Genomic DNA, 15,985 nt, shown 5'->3' on the forward strand with positions numbered 1-15,985 from the left:
CGCGCGGGGGGGTCGCGGTGTCTACCAGGAGCCGCCTGAGGACCCGCCGCCGCCTCCGCCGGAGAAGCCGCCGCCGCCGGAGAAGCCCGATCCGCCCGAGCTGCCGGGGGTGCTCGTGAAGGTGCCGCCCGCCGTGGTCGCGAACGAGTCCATGCCGTCGGCGATCCCACCGAACGAGCCGTAGCTGCCGCCGAGGTACCAGACCGGAGGCATGAGCGAGTGGCCTGCGGCCGCCGCCGCCGCGGCGACGCGCTCGAAGGTCGCGGCCCATTGCGAGGCCACGCCGAAGACGATCGCGTAGGGCAGGTAGCGGCTGAAGATGTCGTTGGCCTCCTCCCACTTGATCTGGTTGGCCTCGGCCGTGACGAGGTACTGCTTGAAGCCTTCGCTCTGCGCCAGCACCGCGCTGCCGTCGGCCGTCCGGGAGGCCATCCGCCGCCCGAGCAGGAACACGATGACGCCGGCGAGCACCGATCCCCCTGCCAGCACGATCCCCGGCGGCACGGGGACCGGCCCCACGGATCCCACCTCGAACAGCACGTGGCCCCAGCTGAACAGCACGAACAGGGGGCCGAAGACGAGCAGGCCGCCGAGGACCGCCCAGCTGCCCCGCTGGGCCGACGGCGACCGGCGGAACCAGCCCCGTTGCACGACCTCGTCGTACATCAGGCTCTGGACGCGGTCGAGCGTCGACTTGAAGTGGTTCTTGAGGCTGGACAGCATGACCGGCGACCCCGTCGAGAAGACCCCGGCGAGCAGGGCCTCCTCGTAGCGGTGGAGGGGCGTCGAGGCCTGGTCGGGCCCGGGGGTGGTCTGGGTGAGCCGCCAGTCGCTGCGCCCGAAGGACTTGTCGACCTCCTCCATGGTGAGGTAGCCGCGGACGGCGAGGTCGACCAGCGTGGCCGAGACGTCGATGGTGTTGGCGGTCTCGTCGATGACGGTGCCCACCAGTCCGGGCTGCACCCCAGCCGGCGGCGTGAACTGCACGGCGACGGTCCGGGGTCCCCCGCGCACCACCGTGGCGGCGTCGCCCGTGCCGGGGGTCAGCCCCGGGGTGAGGCCGGCGTACTGCTCGTCGCGTCCGCGCGTGTAGACGAGGGTGCCCATCAGTCCGGCGGCCAGCAGGGGCAGGGTCACCCCCGCGCCGAGAGCCAGCGCGCCGAGGGTCTTGGCCGTTTCCGACGTGACGACCTCGCCCGAGCCGTCCGACCCCGACACCCCGCCCTCGTGCAGGACGGGGTCGAGCGACCCCGGGAAGGCCGAGCGCGGCATCGAGGTCAGGATCGAGACGCCCTGGCCCGCGTCGACCGACGGGGTGCTGAACTGCGCGGTCGCGCCGGGCTTCGCCTCACAGCGGTCGGTCGACCCGAGCTCACCGCGGTAGCACTCGGCGCGGTCGCTGGGCTCCGGTGCCGTGACCGAGGCGCTGACGTTCTCGTAGCGCGAGGAGCTGCTGGAGTCGATGAGGTTGTAGTAGAACTCCGCGTGCGTGTCGAAGCCGTTGACGATCGACTCGAGCCGGTAGCGCACGACATAGCTCTGGGTGCCGGAGACGGTCTCGTCGGGCGAGCCGACACGGATCCGCGCGCTGGAGCCGCTCGAGGTCTCGGAGACGGACACGTCGGCCGGGGCTCCCGAGGGAGAGGTCGCCGAGACGTCGCTCATCGGGTACTCGCGGTAGCGGTCCGCGTCGTAGCCGGCGCGCACCGTGATGAACCGCTCGATGCCGTGCCGTTCCTCGCCGTCGGGGAAGTGCCAGGTGATGTTCTCGGCCACGTCCACCGAGCCGTCGGCGTTCACCGTGAAGTCGACGTGGAACGTGGTCGCGTAGTCCTCGCTGGACGACGCGAGGGCCACTCCCCCCGCGGCCACCCACGCCGCGAAGGCGAGCACGACCACGGCGGCCGCGCGGACGGCATACGGTCGCTGCCCCCGGTGACCGACCATGGCCTAGCGCTCGCCCCGCACGTGCAGCGCGCGCTGGGTGTCGCGGGTGTCCTGCCGCTCGCGCAGGGCCTGCCTCTTGTCGTACTGCTTCTTGCCCTTGGCGATCGCGATCTCGACCTTGGCCCGGCCGTCCTTGAAGTACAGCTGGAGCGGCACGATGGTGTGGCCGCTCTCGGACGACTTCTTCATGATCTTGGCGAGCTCGGCGCGGTGCAGCAGCAGCTTGCGACGTCGGCGAGGGGTGTGGTTGGTCCAGTTCCCGTTGACGTACTCGGGGATGTGCACGCCCTCGAGCCACAGCTCGTCGCCCCGCCAGGCCGCGTAGCCGTCGATGAGCGACGCCCGACCCTCGCGCAGGGACTTCACCTCGGTGCCCATGAGGACGAGGCCCGCCTCGAAGGTGTCCTCGATGAGGTAGTCGTGGCGCGCCTTGCGGTTGCTCGCCACCACCTTGCGACCCTGTTCCTTGGCCACTGCCTGGTTCCCTGTCCCGTCTGCGTGCTGGTACGCGGGCGTGCGCCCGTGCGGGCCAACGCTACCTGTCCCCTCGGGTGTTCCGGCGCGGGCGGGCTCACAGCCAGCGGCGCGGGTCCTTGGGTATGCCGTCCTCGTAGGTCTCGAAGTGCAGGTGGCAGCCAGTGGACGTGCCAGTGGTGCCGACGTAGCCGATGACCTCGCCCCGTGACACGTAGCCGCCGCGCACGGCGAACCGCTCCATGTGGTTGTAGGCCGTCACGAGGTCGACGCCGCGGTGGATGCCGTGGTCGATCTCGATGCGGTTGCCGTAGCCGCCGGCGCCGCCTGCGGAGATGATCCGGCCGGGGGCTGCCGCGCGGATCGCCGTGCCGCAGTTGGCCGCGTAGTCGCGACCGGCGTGCAGCCGCCAGTAGTGCAGGATCGGGTGGTAGCGCATGCCGAACTCGGACGAGATCCATCCGCTCGACGGCGCTGTCAGGAAGCCCTTGCCGGCCGAGCTCCTGGGGACCTTCTTGCCGGCCCTGCGCAGCGCAGCGGCGCGCTTGGCTGCGGCACGCTTGGCGGCCTTGGCCCGAGCGACCAGGACGGCCTGCAGCCGGGACTGCTCCTTCTGGGCGGCGGCGAGCTTCTTGGTCTCGCTGGCCTTCTGGGCCTTGAGGGCCTTGGACTGGGCGGCCTGCTGCACCGCGAGGGCGTCGAGCTTGGCCTTGGCTGCGGCGGCGTTGGCACGGGCCGTCGTGGCCTTGGCCAGCGCAGCCTCGGCGGCCTTCTTGGCGGCAGCGACCTCGGCCCGCAGGGCCTTGATGTGCGCCTCCTGGGCGACCGCCGCGGCCTGGGCGGTGGCGAGTCGGCTCAGGGACTGGTTCTGCACGTCCATGACCGACTCGGTCAATGCGATCCGGTTGGCGAAGTCGTCGGGGGTCGTCGCGCTGAGCGCCACGGACAGCTGGCCCATCCCCTGGTCCTGGTAGAGCTGCGAGGCGAACCGGGCCACGCGCTGGCGGCTGTCCGCGAGCTCGGTGCGGGTCTTGGCGAGCTCGTCGACGGCGCGCTCCTCGTTGGCCTGCGCCACCTCGAGCTTGACCGCCATGTCGTCGTTGTAGGCGTCGGCCTTCTCGAGGTCGACAGTGGCCTTGTCGAGGGCCGCCTGGGCGACGGGAAGGGCGGCCTGGGTGCGACGCAGTGCGATGTACGCGTCCTTGAGGCTGGCCGAGGTGTCCTCGAGCTCGTCCTTGAGGTTGTCGATCTCCTTGTCGACCTGCTTCTTGGCCTTCTTCGGGTCGTCGGCGCGAGGTGCGCCCTGGACGACCCCGGCCGTGCCGCCGGCGACGGCGGTGGGTGCCGCGGCGAGGGTGGACCCGACGAGCGCCAGGGAGCAGACCAGGGACAGACCGACGCCACGACGCCTCATCAGGTCACGTCGAAGGCGTCTGGGCGCGCTGGAGGGCGGGGGGATGGCGCTCATAGGCCTCATTGGTAACACAAACCACACCCGTTTCGTCGCATTCAGGCCGGACAATCGGCCACGACCTGACCAAACGGTCGAGGCGGCGGCGCATCCGCGCACCGACCGGCGTGGGGTGGCCGGGCGTCAGACGCGCAGGTAGCGGCGCAGCGTGGCCCAGGACGTCGTCACCGCGATGACGAGCATCAGCCCGGCGAGCCACGGGGAGATCGCCCAGACGTCGCCCACGCCCACGAGGGCCACGTCGGGCAGCTCGCGCCGGACGTACGGCACCACGACGAGGTCCATCGTGCTCCAGAGCAGGGCCACGGCCGCCGAGACACCGACGAGCGTGGCGAGCACGATCTCGAGGACGAACGGCAGCCGGATCGTGAAGTTCGACGCCCCCACGAGCTTCATGATCCCGGTCTCTCGACGCCTGGTGAACGCCGCCTGCCGGATGGTGGTGGCCATCAGCAGCACGGCGCAGATGATCATGATGGCGGCCAGCACCAGCGATGCGACCGTCACGCCGTTCATCACCTTGAACAGCTTGTCGAGGGTCTTCTGCTGGTCCTGCACCCGGCCGACGCCCGGAGCCCCCTGGAACGCGCTGACGACCACGTCGTACTTGGTCGGGTCGGACAGCTGGACGCGGTAGCTCTGCGGGATGTCGCCGACGCGGATGTTGCTGGCCAGCGGACTGTTGCGGAACTGCTCCTGGAACCGGTCGTAGGCCTGCTGCTCGGACTCGAAGTAGATGTTCTTGACCAGCGGCTTCATCTGCTCGAGCTGGGCCTTGAGCGCCGACCGCTGCTCATCGGTGACCGCCTTGCCGCCACAGTTCGCCTCGGCGGAGTCCTGGCCGCACATGAACACCGACACCTGGATCCGGTCGTACCAGTAGCCCTTGAGGGTGTCGACCTCGCGCTGCAGCAGCAACCCGAGGCCGAGCAGGTACAGCGAGACCGTGGTGACGAGCATGACCGACACCGCGATCGACAGGTTCCGGCGCAGGCCGGTCCAGATCTCGCTGAGGATGAACTGCAGTCGCATGGGGTGGAGTCTCTTCCGATGTCTCGGTCAGGTGCCTGGAGGTGGGAGTCGGGGCGGCTCAGCGGCCGCTGCCGTAGACGCCCTTGTTCTCGTCGCGGACGATGTGGCCGTTCTTGAGCTCGACGACGCGCTTGCGCAGCTGGTCGACGATGTCGTCGTCGTGCGTCGCCATGACGATCGTGGTGCCGGTGCGGTTGATCCGGTCGAGCAGCCGGACGATGTCCAGGGAGGTGGTCGGGTCGAGGTTGCCGGTCGGCTCGTCGCACAGCAGGATCGGCGGCTTGTTGACGAAGGCCCGGGCGATGGCGACGCGCTGCTGCTCACCACCGGACAGCTCGTGTGGCAGCCGCTTCTCCTTGCCCTCGAGGCCGACCATCTCGAGCGTCTCGGGCACGACCTGCCGGATCGCGTGGCCGGAGCGGCCGAGGACCTGCAGGGCGAACGCGACGTTCTGGTAGACGGTCTTGTTGGGGAGCAGCCGGAAGTCCTGGAAGACGGTGCCGATCTCGCGACGCAGCCTGGGCACCTTGCGCTGAGGCAGCTTTCCGACCTCCTGGCCGGCGACGAGGACCGTGCCCTGGGTGGCGCGTTCCTCCTTGAGGACCAGGCGCAGCAGCGTCGACTTGCCGGACCCGGAGGCCCCGACGACGAAGACGAACTCGCCACGCTCGACGTCGAGGGTGATGTCGCTCAGGGCCGGTCGGGTCGACCGGGGATAGACCTTGCTGACGTTCTCGAAGCGGATCATGCGCGGGGAGTGAGCCTTACGGGCGGGGGCGGGTGAACACGGCATACGACCGCGCGCGCAAGCACGCACGACGCACCCGAGGATAGGTCGGCAACCTTGGTATGGCGTGCAGCCGCCGGTTCTCGGCGTTGCGGGCGGCGTCAGCCGCCGAGCTTGGACTGCTCCTTGCGCCAGCGCACCCCGGCCTCGATGAAGCCGTCGATGTCGCCGTCGAAGACCGACGACGGGTTGCCCACCTCGTACTCCGTGCGCAGGTCCTTGACCATCTGGTACGGCTGCAGGACGTAGGAGCGCATCTGGTCGCCCCAGCTGGCCTTGACGTCGCCGGCCATCTCCTTGCGCTCTGCTGCCTCCTCGGCCTGGCGCTGGAGCAGCAGCCGCGACTGCAGGACGCGCAGGGCCGCTGCACGGTTCTGGATCTGCGACTTCTCGTTCTGCATCGAGACCACGATGCCGGTCGGGATGTGCGTCATGCGGACGGCGGAGTCGGTGGTGTTGACGCTCTGGCCGCCGGGACCGCTGGAGCGGAACACGTCGACCTTGATCTCGTTCTCGGGGATCTCGATGTGGTCCGTCTGCTCGATGAGCGGGATGACCTCGACCGCCGCGAAGCTCGTCTGGCGCCGCCCCTGGTTGTCGAACGGGCTGATCCGCACCAGCCGGTGAGTGCCGGCCTCGACCGACAGGTTGCCGAACGCGTAGGGCACGTTGACCTCGAAGGTCGCCGACTTCAGCCCGGCCTCCTCGGCGTAGGACGTGTCCATCACCTGGGTGGGGTAGCCGTGCCGCTCGGCCCAGCGCAGGTACATCCGCATGAGCATCTCGGCGAAGTCCGCGGCGTCGACTCCCCCGGCGCCGGAGCGGATGGTCACGACGGCCTCGCGGGAGTCGTACTCCCCCGAGAGCAGGGTGCGGACCTCGAGCTCGCCGACGGCCTTCTGGAGGGACACGAGCTCCTTCTCGGCCTCGGCCATCGTCTCGGGGTCTCCCCCGTCCTCGGTGCCCATCTCGACGAGTGTCTCGAGGTCGTCGATCCGCTGGTCCATGCCGGTCACGCGCTCGTACTCGTTGTTGGCCCGCGACAGCGCAGAGGTCACCTGCTGGGCAGCGTCCGGGTCGTCCCACAGGTCGGGGGCCGAGGCCTTCGCCTCCAGCTCCGTGATCTGCTGCTGGACAGCCGCCAGGTCCGTCACCTCACGCACGGAATCCATCGTCGCGCGGAGGTTCTTGATCTCTTGGGGAAAGTCGGTGGCCACGAGAGTCAACTCTATGGCACCGCGACAGACGGGTATGCCGCGTGGCCGGGCCACGCGGCATACCCGCCTCCCAGGCCAGGGTCAGACGACCAGGCCGAGGATGAGGACGAAGACCAGGCCGGAGATCGAGAGCAGGGTCTCCATGAGCGACCAGGTCTTGATGGTCTGGCCGACGCTGAGGCCGAAGTACTCCTTGACGAGCCAGAAGCCGGCGTCGTTGACGTGGGAGAAGAAGACCGAGCCGGCGCCGATGGCCAGCACGAGCAGCGACACCTCGTTGGTCGACATCCCCGCTGCGAGCGGGGCGAGGATGCCCGAGGCGGTGACGGTCGCGACAGTGGCCGAGCCCGTGGCGAGTCGGATGAGGACCGCCACGACCCACGCCAGCAGCAGGACGCTGAAGCCGGAGTCCTGCACCCAGTCCGCGACGAGGCCGCCGATGCCCGTGTCGACCAAGGTCTGCTTGAAGCCACCACCGGCAGCCACGATGAGCAGGATGCCCGCGATGGGCGGCAGGGACTTCTCGAGCGACGTCGCCAGCTCCTTGGTGCCCATGCCGGCGCCGCGGCCCAGGGTGAACATGCCGACGATGACGGCGATGAGCAGGGCGATGAGCGGCGTGCCGAGGAAGTCGAGGGCCTTGCGCACCGGGTTGTCCTCGGCGGCGAAGATGTCCGCGAGCGCCTTGCCCATCATCAGGGTGACTGGGGTGAGCACGGCGAACAGCGTGACGGCGAAGGTCGGGCGCTGCTTCACGTCGCCCTCGGTCTCGTGGGTCGCGAACAGCTCGGGAGCGGGGACGTCGACCCAGCGGGCTGCGAACCGGGCGAAGAAGGGGCCGGCGATCGCGATGGTCGGGAGCGCGACGAGCACGCCGAAGCCGAGGGTGATGCCGAGGTTGGCCTTGAGGGCGTCGATGGCGACGAGCGGGCCGGGGTGCGGGGGCACGAGGCCGTGCATCGCGGACAGGCCCGCGAGGGCCGGGATGCCGACCTTGACCAGGGACAGTCCGGAGCGCCGTGCCACGAGGAAGATGACCGGCATCAGCAGGACGAGGCCGATCTCGAAGAACATCGGCAGGCCGATCAGCGCGCCCACACCGGCCATCGCCCACGGGAGGGTGCGCGTCGAGGACCGGCCGACGATGGTGTCGACGATCTCGTCGGCGCCGCCGGAGTCGGCGAGCAGCTTGCCGAACATCGCACCGAGCGCGATCAGCGTGCCGACCCCTGCCGCCGTGGAGCCGAAGCCCTTGGTGAAGCTGGCGATGGTGGCATCCATCGCGACTCCGGCCACGGCACCCACGGTCAGGGAGCCCAGGGCCAGCCCGAGGAACGGGTGGATCTTGAAGTTGGTGATGAGGAAGACGATCACCGCGATGCCGATCAGCGCTGCCGGGATCAGGCGTGCGGCGGGGATGTCGGGGATCTCGGGGTCGGCCCCGAGGAGTCCCGTGGGCAGTGCGGACAGCACGGAGAGTGCGCTGGTGGTCATGAGGTGGCTCCTGCGAGGTGGGTGAGGGCGGTGACGGACTGCTCCACGAGCGCGTCCACGGGGTGGTCGAGGTCGATGGCGACGCCGGGTTCGTCGGCGGCCAGCGGCTCGAGGGTGCTGAACTGGGAGTCGACGAGGGCGGCGGGCATGAAGTGCCCTGGCCGGCCCGCCACGCGGGCGGCGACGACGTCGCGCTCTCCGTGCAGGTGCACGAAGGCCGTCTGCGGCGCCTGCGAGCTGAGGATGGTCCGGTAGCTGCGCTTGAGCGCGGAGCAGCTGACGACCCCGCCCTGCCCGGCGTGGGCGGCCAGCCAGGCGGCGATCGTCTCGAGCCAGGGGCGGCGGTCGTCGTCGTCCAGGGGGATGCCGGCCGACATCTTGGTGATGTTCTCGGGCGGGTGGAAGTCGTCCGCGTCCGCGAACGGGACGGCCAGCCGCTGGGCGAGGGCAGCGCCGACCGTGGTCTTGCCAGAGCCGGACACCCCCATCACCACGACGAGGGGTGGGTGTGTGGGGAGGTGCATGCTCCGTGACTCCTGTGTCCGGCTCGGGCGTCTCACCGTCGAGGCGCGACACCAGAGTGAAGCACTAGCACCTATTTATCAAGGGATTGGCGCAGATAAATCTGTTTTAATGCCTTATCGGTCTCGAAACGCCCGGTCTGTGGCACGCTGTGGCCATGTCCCGCGAACCGGCCACGGCCAGCCACGACGGCCTGCACGGCAGCGTCCTAGACGCCCTCGGCCAGGAGATCGTCTCCGGCGCGGCAGCCGTCGACTCGGTGCTGCGGATCGACCAGCTCGACGAGCGGTTCGGGGTGTCCCGCTCGGTGGTCCGTGAGGCGGTGCGCGTGCTGTCCTCGATGGGGCTCGTCGAGACCCGACGCCGCCTGGGGGTCCGCGTGCGGCCGCGCTCGGAGTGGAACGTCTTCGACCCACGCATCATCCGCTGGCGGCTGGCCGGTCCGGACCGCGAGGACCAGCTCGTGTCGCTCGGCGAGCTCCGGCGGGGGTTCGAGCCGGTGGCGGCCGGGCTGGCGGCCGGGCGCGCCACGGCCGAGCAGTGCGGGACCTTGGCCACGGCCGTCATGCAGATGACGGTGCACGCCAAGGCCGGTGACCTCGAGGCCTACCTCGCGGCGGACTCGCTCTTCCACCGCACGATGCTCGAGGCCTCCGGCAACGAGATGCTCGCGGCCCTCTCGACGGTCGTCACAGAGGTGCTGGCCGGGCGCACGCACCACGACCTCATGCCCTCGACCCCCAACCCGGTCGCCATCCGGCTCCACTCGGACGTGGCGCAGGCCATCGGCGCAGGCGACGCGCCCGCCGCCTCCGCCGCGATGGCGGCCATCATCGACGAGGCCAGCGACGCCGTGCGCGGGGCCAAGGACGACACCGGCGCCTGACCGCCCAGAGGACGACCGGGCGCCGGCCAGTCCCCTCAGAGCGTGCAGGTGTTGAGCAGGTCTCCCCCGGCCGGCCGCGGGTAGGTGCCGTCGGCAGGCGGCGGCGTGCCGGACTCGACCCACGCCGTGAGCGCGTCGAAGGCGCTGCGGGCGCAGGGCAACAGCGGGCGCAACCGGGTGGGGAACGCCGGGTAGAGGCCATCGGTGTGGGTGCCGTCCTCGACCAGGTAGTAGCGGTGCCTCTCCCCCGCACCGGCGTCGTCGACCAGGGCGTCGTAGACGTCGGAGTCCGTGGCCGGCGGCAGGAGGGTGTCCAGCGTGCCGTGGACCGTGATCATCGGCTTGCCGATCCTGCCGGTCAGCGAGATCGAGGCCACGGCGTCCTTGACCGACTGCGGCCGGGACGCGTAGTCGTAGTCGGCGTCGCAGCTCGGGGTGCCGCTGGCGCAGAAGGGGTTGCCGGCGTCGAGGTCGCCGTCCCACTGGGGGTCGAGCTCCTCGCGGTAGATCCGCTGGGTGAGGTCCCAGTACACGGTGTGGTGGAACGGCCACAGGAACTCCGAGCCGGGTGCGAAGCCCGCCGCGATCATGGCGTCGTGGGCGGCCTGGTCGGTGCCACCGGACGCGGCGTACCTCGGGTACTCCGTGAGCGCCGTCGGCAGGTAGGTCAGGAGGTTGGGGCCCTCGGCGCGGAACAGCGTCCCCTCCCAGTCGAGGCCGCCGTCGAACAGCTTCGGGTTGTTCTCGAGCTGCCAGCGGGTCAGGTAGCCACCGTTCGAGATGCCCGCCATGTAGGTGCGCTTGGCCTTCTTGCCGTAGGCCTGCTTCACGACCGCCTTGGCCGCCACCGTCAGCTGGGTGACGCGCCGGTGCCACTCCGCGATGGACCCACCAGGCACCGAGCCGTCGGCGTAGAACTTGGCGCCCATGTTGCCCTTGTCCGTCGACGCGAACGCGAACCCCTTGCTCAGCACCCAGTCGCCGATGATGAAGTCGTTCGCGTACTGGCCGCGCACGCCCGGCGCGCCGGTGACGACCAGCCCGCCGTTCCAGTCGTCCGGGATGCGGAGCACGAACTGGCTGTCGTGGTTCCAGCCGTTGTTGGTGTTGGTGGTCGAGGTGTCGGGGAAGTACCCGTCCACCTGCAGGCCTGGGACGCCGGTGGGGTTGACCGTGCCGGGAGCGTGCAGACCGTTCCAGTCGGACTGGTTGGTGTGGCCGCTCACCAGCGTGCCCGCCGTGGTGAGGTCGCCAAGGCAGGCAACCTTCTGCCGCTCGGCGCCGGGGACGGCGATCTCCGACTCCCCCGCGCAGTGGCCTGCAGGCTCGCTGGCGCTGGCGGGGCCGGCCGTGAGGAGAGCCCCGCCGAGGGCGAGGGCGGCAGCAGTGGCGAGGGCGGCGATCCGCCGGCGTGACGTCGTTGTCGGGCGCATGGTGGTCATGGTTCATCCGCGTCCGGTCCGAGCCAATGTGGACGCCTCACACAATGCAGGTATGCCGCGTGTGCGGCTCCGCGCCGAGGGCGACAACCCTTTGCCGGCCCCAGTCGCTTGTTGCGAGCATGATCACCTCAGCGCCCCTGCGGAAGCCGGTGTCGTGCCGGTTCAACCTGCACCACTCCTGGGAGTGGGCCCAGACCACCGACGGCCAGCGGTACATCCGCTGCGGCAAGTGCCTCAAGGAGAAGGACTCCGGGGCTGGCGGCATGTGGACCGCCGGCGTGGCCATGGGGGGCTTCGGCGGTGGCGGCGGTGGCGGAGGTGGGGGCGGCTGACCCGACTCAGTCGCAGCGGCTGCGACAGCAGACGCGCGCTCACGACGCGCCGGCGGTCCCCGACGGTTCAGGGGAGATCAGGAGTGGGGGCCGCCGGCTGCCGGAGCACGTCTCGGGTGATCTCGAGCTGGCCGCGGTGCTGGGCCAGCTCCTCGTAGACGTGCAGCAGCACCTCGCCCTGCGTGGCGTACCCGTCGCGAGGGTCGGGGTTCGCAGGCGGTGCACCCACGTCGCTGGCCGCGACCCACGCGGACAGGCTCCGACGGAGGCGATCCGTGTCCGCTGAGAGGTCGGCCACGCTGCCCGTGGCGGTGAACTCGCCCGTACGGTCTCGCGGGACGACCTCACCGAGGTTGGTCGTGGACGCCCAGGCGGCGCACATGCCGAGGCAGTGCGTCAGGATCGCGAACGGGCTGTTCGCGCCGGGCAGGTCCGGCCGGCGGTTGGCCAGGTCGTCGCCGAGGTCGACGACGATGTCGCGCATCGCCACCAGCGCCTCGTCGCAGAAGCGCAGGTAGGTGTCCTTGTCGATCATGGCTTGCCGGTCTCGAGCAGCCGCCGGAAACCGTCCTCGTCGAGGATCGGGCGACCCAGCTCGCGGGCCTTGTCCTCCTTGGTGCCGGCGTTCTCGCCGACGACCACGTAGTCGGTCTTCTTCGAGACCGAGCCCGACGCCTTGCCGCCACGCGACAGGATCGCCTCCTTGGCCGAGTCGCGGGAGAAGCCCTCGAGTGACCCGGTGACGACGACGGTCAGCCCCGCGAGGGTCTGCTCCACCGACTCGTCGCGCTCGTCCTGCATGAGCACGCCGTCGGCGGCCCACTGGTCGATGATCCGCAGGTGCCAGTCGTTGCCCTCGGCGTCGAACCACTCGCGCACCGCGTCGGCGATCACGCCACCGACGCCCTCGGCACCCGCGAGCTGCTCCTTGGTGGCCTCGCGGATCGCGGTCATCGACCCGAACTGCTGCGCCAGGGCACGGGCAGCCGTGGGTCCGACGTGGCGGATCGAGAGGGCGACGAGGACGCGCCAGAGCGGCTGCTGCTTGGCCTGCTCGAGGTTCTCGGTGAGGCGGATCCCGTTGGCGGACAGCACCTTCCCGTCGACGACGGCGTCCTCCGGGTCGGTCTTCTTGGCGGCCCGGGTGAAGAGCGGGACCGTCACCAGACGAGAACGCCCCGCCTCGCCGGCGAGGCCGAAGAGGCCGCTCTCGTCCTCGATCACCCCGGAGTCGAGGAGCGCGCCCGCGCCCTCCCAGCCCAGGGCCTCGATGTCGAACGCGCCGCGGCCGGCGAGACCAGCCAGCCGCTCCCTCAGCTGCGAAGGGCAGGTGCGGGAGTTCGGGCAGCGGATGTCCTTGTCGCCCTCCTTCTCGGGCGCCAGGGGCGTGCCACACGAAGGACACTCCGTGGGCATCACGAACGCGCGCTCGCTGCCGTCACGCAGGTCGACCACCGGCCCGAGGATCTCGGGGATGACGTCGCCGGCCTTTCGCAGCACCACCGTGTCGCCGATCAGCACGCCCTTGCGGCGGACCTCGTCGGCGTTGTGCAGCGTCGCCCGCTCGACCGTGGACCCCGCCACGACCACTGGCTCCATCACCCCGAACGGCGTCACCCGGCCGGTGCGGCCGACGTTGACGAGGATGTCGAGGAGCTTGGTGTTGACCTCCTCGGGCGGGTACTTGAAGGCGATGGCCCACCGGGGTGCGCGCGACGTCGAGCCCAGCCGGCGCTGCAGGCTTATCTCGTCGACCTTGATGACGATGCCGTCCAGCTCGTGCTCGACGCTGTGCCGCTCCTCGCCGTACTGGTCGATGAACTGCTGCACGGCCTCGATCGAGTCGAGCACGCGGTAGTGCGTCGAGATCGGCAGGCCCCACTCGCGGAACAGGTCGTAGGCCTGGGACTGGCGGGTCAGCTCGAAGCCCTCGCGCAGCCCGATGCCGTGCACCAGCATCCGCAGCCCGCGGCTCGCCGTGACGCGGGGGTCCTTCTGCCGCAGGGAGCCTGCGGCGGTGTTGCGCGGGTTGGCATAGGGCGCCTTGCCGGCCTCGACCAGGCTCGCGTTGAGGTCGCCGAACGCCTCGACCGGGAAGTAGACCTCACCGCGGACCTCGACACGGGCGGGGTGGTCCGACCCGGCGAGCTGGTGCGGGATGCCCTCGATCGTCTTGACGTTGTTGGTGACGTCCTCGCCCGTGCGGCCATCGCCTCGGGTGAGCGCCCGGACCAGCCGCCCCTGCTCGTAGAGCAGGTTGACGGCCAGCCCGTCGATCTTGAGCTCACACAGGTAGTGGTAGTCGGCCGAGCCCGCGTCGCGGGCCACGCGTGCGGCCCATGCCGCGAGCTCCTCGGGAGAGAAGCAGTTGTCGAGGGAGAGCATGCGCTCGAGGTGGTCGACCGCCGTGAAGTCCGTGGAGAAGACCGCGCCACCGACCTGCTGGGTCGGGCTCTCAGGGGTGCGCAGCTCGGGGAACTCCTCCTCCAGCGCGTTGAGCCTGCGGATCAGGGCGTCGTAGTCGCCGTCGCTGATCGTCGGGGCATCCTTGACGTGGTAGGCGAACTGGGCCGCCGTGGCCTGCTCGGCCAGGTCCGCCCACTCGTGCCGAGCAGCCTCGGTGGCGGGGGCGGGAGCCTCGTCGGCGTCGGGTCCGGGTGCGGTCGTCGAGTCGTTCTCGGTCACGGGCCCATCCTGCCGCACGCCCCTGACGGCGCCCCCCGCAGCGCCGGCGGCGCGGTGCGCCATCACGCCCGCCGGCGGCTGCACCCGCCTCGGGTGGCGACCACCCAGCATACCGGAACCCGTAGCCAAACCGCCCACCCACCGGAGAGGATGGCGGGAAACCAGCCCCCCAGCGCCCGAGGAGCCTGCGTCATGACGAATCTCGCCACCAACCTGGTGACCACGGCCACCGAGAAGCCGGACCGGGCCGCCATCAAGTTCATGGGCAACGACCTCAGCTACGCCCAGATCCACGGCCTCGCGGCCAAGGTCGCCGGGCAGCTCCGTGCCGCCGGAGTCGAGCCCGGCGACCGGGTGGCGATCATCCTGCCCAACGTCCCCGCCTTCCCCGTCGTGTTCTTCGGGTCGCTGCTCGCGGGCGCGATCGTCGTGCCGATGAACCCGCTGCTGAAGTCCGGCGAGATCGACTTCTTCTTCACCAACTCCGGGGCCAAGGTGGCCTTCGTCTGGCCGGACTTCGTCGAGGAGGCCACCAAGGGGGCCGAGAACTCCGGGACCCGGATCGTGCCCTGCGGCCCGATGGGACCGGTCGACGGTGCGCTCGAGGACGGCGACCCGATCGCCGAGCCGACGCCCCGCGAGGACGACGACACGGCCATCGTGCTCTACACCTCGGGCACCACGGGCCGCCCCAAGGGCGCCGAGCTCACGCACCGCAACGTGCACCTCAACGCCTACCGGTCGGCCGTCGACATCCAGAACACCCGACCCGACGACGTCATCATGGGCTGCCTGCCGCTGTTCCACGTGTTCGGCCTCGTGGTCGGCCTCAACGCCGCCGTGATCGCCGGTGCCGCGCTCGCGCTGATCCCCCGGTTCGACCCCGCCGAGGCGATCAAGGTCATCGGCAACGAGAAGGTCTCCATCTTCATGGGTGTCCCGACGATGTACGCCGCGATCCTCAACCACCCCGACTCCGACGCCCTCGACGCCTCGTCCCTGCGCACCTGTTGCTCGGGTGGGTCGGCGATGCCGCTGGAGGTCATGCGGTCGTTCGAGGAGAAGTTCGGCTGCATGATCCTCGAGGGCTACGGCCTGTCCGAGACCTCACCCGTCGCGTCGTTCAACATGCCCGACCGCGAGCGCAAGCCCGGCACCATAGGCGTCGCGATCCCCGGCTGCGAGATGAAGCTCGTCGACCTCGACGGCAACGACGTCCCCGCCGGTGAGGGCGTCGGCGAGATCGCGATCCGTGGCGACAACGTCATGAAGGGGTACTGGCAGAACCCCGAGGCGACCGCCGAGGCCATCCCTGACGGCTGGTTCCGCACCGGCGACCTGGCGACCGTCGACGACGAGGGCTACTTCACCATCGTCGACCGCAAGAAGGACATGATCCTGCGCGGTGGCATGAACGTGTACCCGCGGGAGGTCGAGGAGGTGCTGTACACGCACCCCGACGTGCTCGAGGCGGCCGTCGTGGCGGTGCCCGACGACCTGCTGGGCGAGGACGTCGGCGCGGCCGTGGCCCTGCGCCCCGGCGCCACTGCGACGCTCGAGGACATCCAGGCGTTCGTCAAGGAGAAGATCGCGGCGTACAAGTACCCGCGTCACGTGTGGCAGGTCGACGAGCTGCCCAAGGGCCCGACGGGCAAGATCCTGCGCCGCGAGGTGCGCAAGCCGGCCGACGCCTGAC

At 70.4% G+C, this 15,985-nt stretch carries 14 protein-coding genes; 3 read left to right on the top strand and 11 right to left on the bottom strand.

Annotated features, from left to right (window positions below; translation table 11 throughout):
* Positions 1-21: 21 nt before the first annotated feature.
* The 8 genes from AC1DV7_RS03740 to AC1DV7_RS03775 form a co-directional block, all read right to left on the bottom strand.
* On the bottom strand, positions 22-1,947 hold the full coding sequence (locus AC1DV7_RS03740; RefSeq protein ID WP_477594715.1) for a DUF2207 domain-containing protein: 1,926 nt from the start codon (positions 1,945-1,947) through the stop codon (positions 22-24).
* A 3-nt stretch (positions 1,948-1,950) separates the two neighbouring features.
* Complete coding sequence (gene smpB, locus AC1DV7_RS03745) at positions 1,951-2,421, bottom strand: SsrA-binding protein SmpB (protein ID WP_477594717.1); 471 nt, start codon at positions 2,419-2,421, stop codon at positions 1,951-1,953.
* A gap of 97 nt (positions 2,422-2,518) precedes the next feature.
* On the bottom strand, positions 2,519-3,835 hold the full coding sequence (locus AC1DV7_RS03750) for a M23 family metallopeptidase (protein WP_477594719.1): 1,317 nt from the start codon (positions 3,833-3,835) through the stop codon (positions 2,519-2,521).
* A gap of 180 nt (positions 3,836-4,015) precedes the next feature.
* Positions 4,016-4,924, bottom strand: coding sequence for a permease-like cell division protein FtsX (gene ftsX / locus AC1DV7_RS03755; RefSeq protein ID WP_477594721.1), 909 nt, complete (start codon positions 4,922-4,924; stop codon positions 4,016-4,018).
* A 58-nt stretch (positions 4,925-4,982) separates the two neighbouring features.
* Positions 4,983-5,672: a cell division ATP-binding protein FtsE gene (ftsE, locus tag AC1DV7_RS03760; protein WP_477594723.1), complete on the bottom strand. Its 690-nt coding sequence runs from the start codon at positions 5,670-5,672 to the stop codon at positions 4,983-4,985.
* 140 nt (positions 5,673-5,812) lie between these two features.
* Positions 5,813-6,928 (bottom strand): peptide chain release factor 2, encoded by a 1,116-nt coding sequence (prfB, locus tag AC1DV7_RS03765; RefSeq protein WP_477594725.1) that lies wholly within the window; start codon positions 6,926-6,928, stop codon positions 5,813-5,815.
* An 81-nt stretch (positions 6,929-7,009) separates the two neighbouring features.
* Positions 7,010-8,422: a GntP family permease gene (locus tag AC1DV7_RS03770; protein ID WP_477594727.1), complete on the bottom strand. Its 1,413-nt coding sequence runs from the start codon at positions 8,420-8,422 to the stop codon at positions 7,010-7,012.
* Positions 8,419-8,946, bottom strand: coding sequence for a gluconokinase (locus tag AC1DV7_RS03775; protein WP_477594729.1), 528 nt, complete (start codon positions 8,944-8,946; stop codon positions 8,419-8,421). The genes AC1DV7_RS03770 and AC1DV7_RS03775 overlap by 4 nt, the downstream gene beginning before the upstream one ends.
* Positions 8,947-9,101: 155 nt before the next feature.
* Between AC1DV7_RS03775 and AC1DV7_RS03780 the strand changes: the two genes are divergently transcribed.
* Positions 9,102-9,830: a FadR/GntR family transcriptional regulator gene (locus AC1DV7_RS03780; RefSeq protein WP_477594731.1), complete on the top strand. Its 729-nt coding sequence runs from the start codon at positions 9,102-9,104 to the stop codon at positions 9,828-9,830.
* A gap of 35 nt (positions 9,831-9,865) precedes the next feature.
* Here AC1DV7_RS03780 and AC1DV7_RS03785 read toward each other — a convergent pair whose 3' ends face one another.
* Positions 9,866-11,272: a tannase/feruloyl esterase family alpha/beta hydrolase gene (locus tag AC1DV7_RS03785; RefSeq protein WP_477594733.1), complete on the bottom strand. Its 1,407-nt coding sequence runs from the start codon at positions 11,270-11,272 to the stop codon at positions 9,866-9,868.
* A 119-nt stretch (positions 11,273-11,391) separates the two neighbouring features.
* Between AC1DV7_RS03785 and AC1DV7_RS03790 the strand changes: the two genes are divergently transcribed.
* Positions 11,392-11,604, top strand: a complete 213-nt coding sequence (locus AC1DV7_RS03790) for a hypothetical protein (RefSeq protein WP_477594735.1) — start codon at positions 11,392-11,394, stop codon at positions 11,602-11,604.
* Between the two features lie 67 nt (positions 11,605-11,671).
* Here the strand turns inward: AC1DV7_RS03790 and AC1DV7_RS03795 are convergent, their stop codons facing one another.
* On the bottom strand, positions 11,672-12,139 hold the full coding sequence (locus AC1DV7_RS03795; protein WP_477594737.1) for a mycothiol transferase: 468 nt from the start codon (positions 12,137-12,139) through the stop codon (positions 11,672-11,674).
* Positions 12,136-14,352, bottom strand: a complete 2,217-nt coding sequence (ligA, locus tag AC1DV7_RS03800; protein ID WP_477594739.1) for an NAD-dependent DNA ligase LigA — start codon at positions 14,350-14,352, stop codon at positions 12,136-12,138. Before ligA ends, AC1DV7_RS03795 begins: the two co-directional genes overlap by 4 nt.
* A 129-nt stretch (positions 14,353-14,481) precedes the next feature.
* Between ligA and AC1DV7_RS03805 the strand changes: the two genes are divergently transcribed.
* Entirely contained in the window at positions 14,482-15,984 is a 1,503-nt protein-coding gene (locus tag AC1DV7_RS03805) for a long-chain-fatty-acid--CoA ligase (RefSeq protein ID WP_477594741.1), read from the top strand.
* Position 15,985 lies beyond the last annotated feature (1 nt).

The sequence above is a fragment of the Pedococcus sp. P2_E4 genome (genome assembly GCF_056403935.1).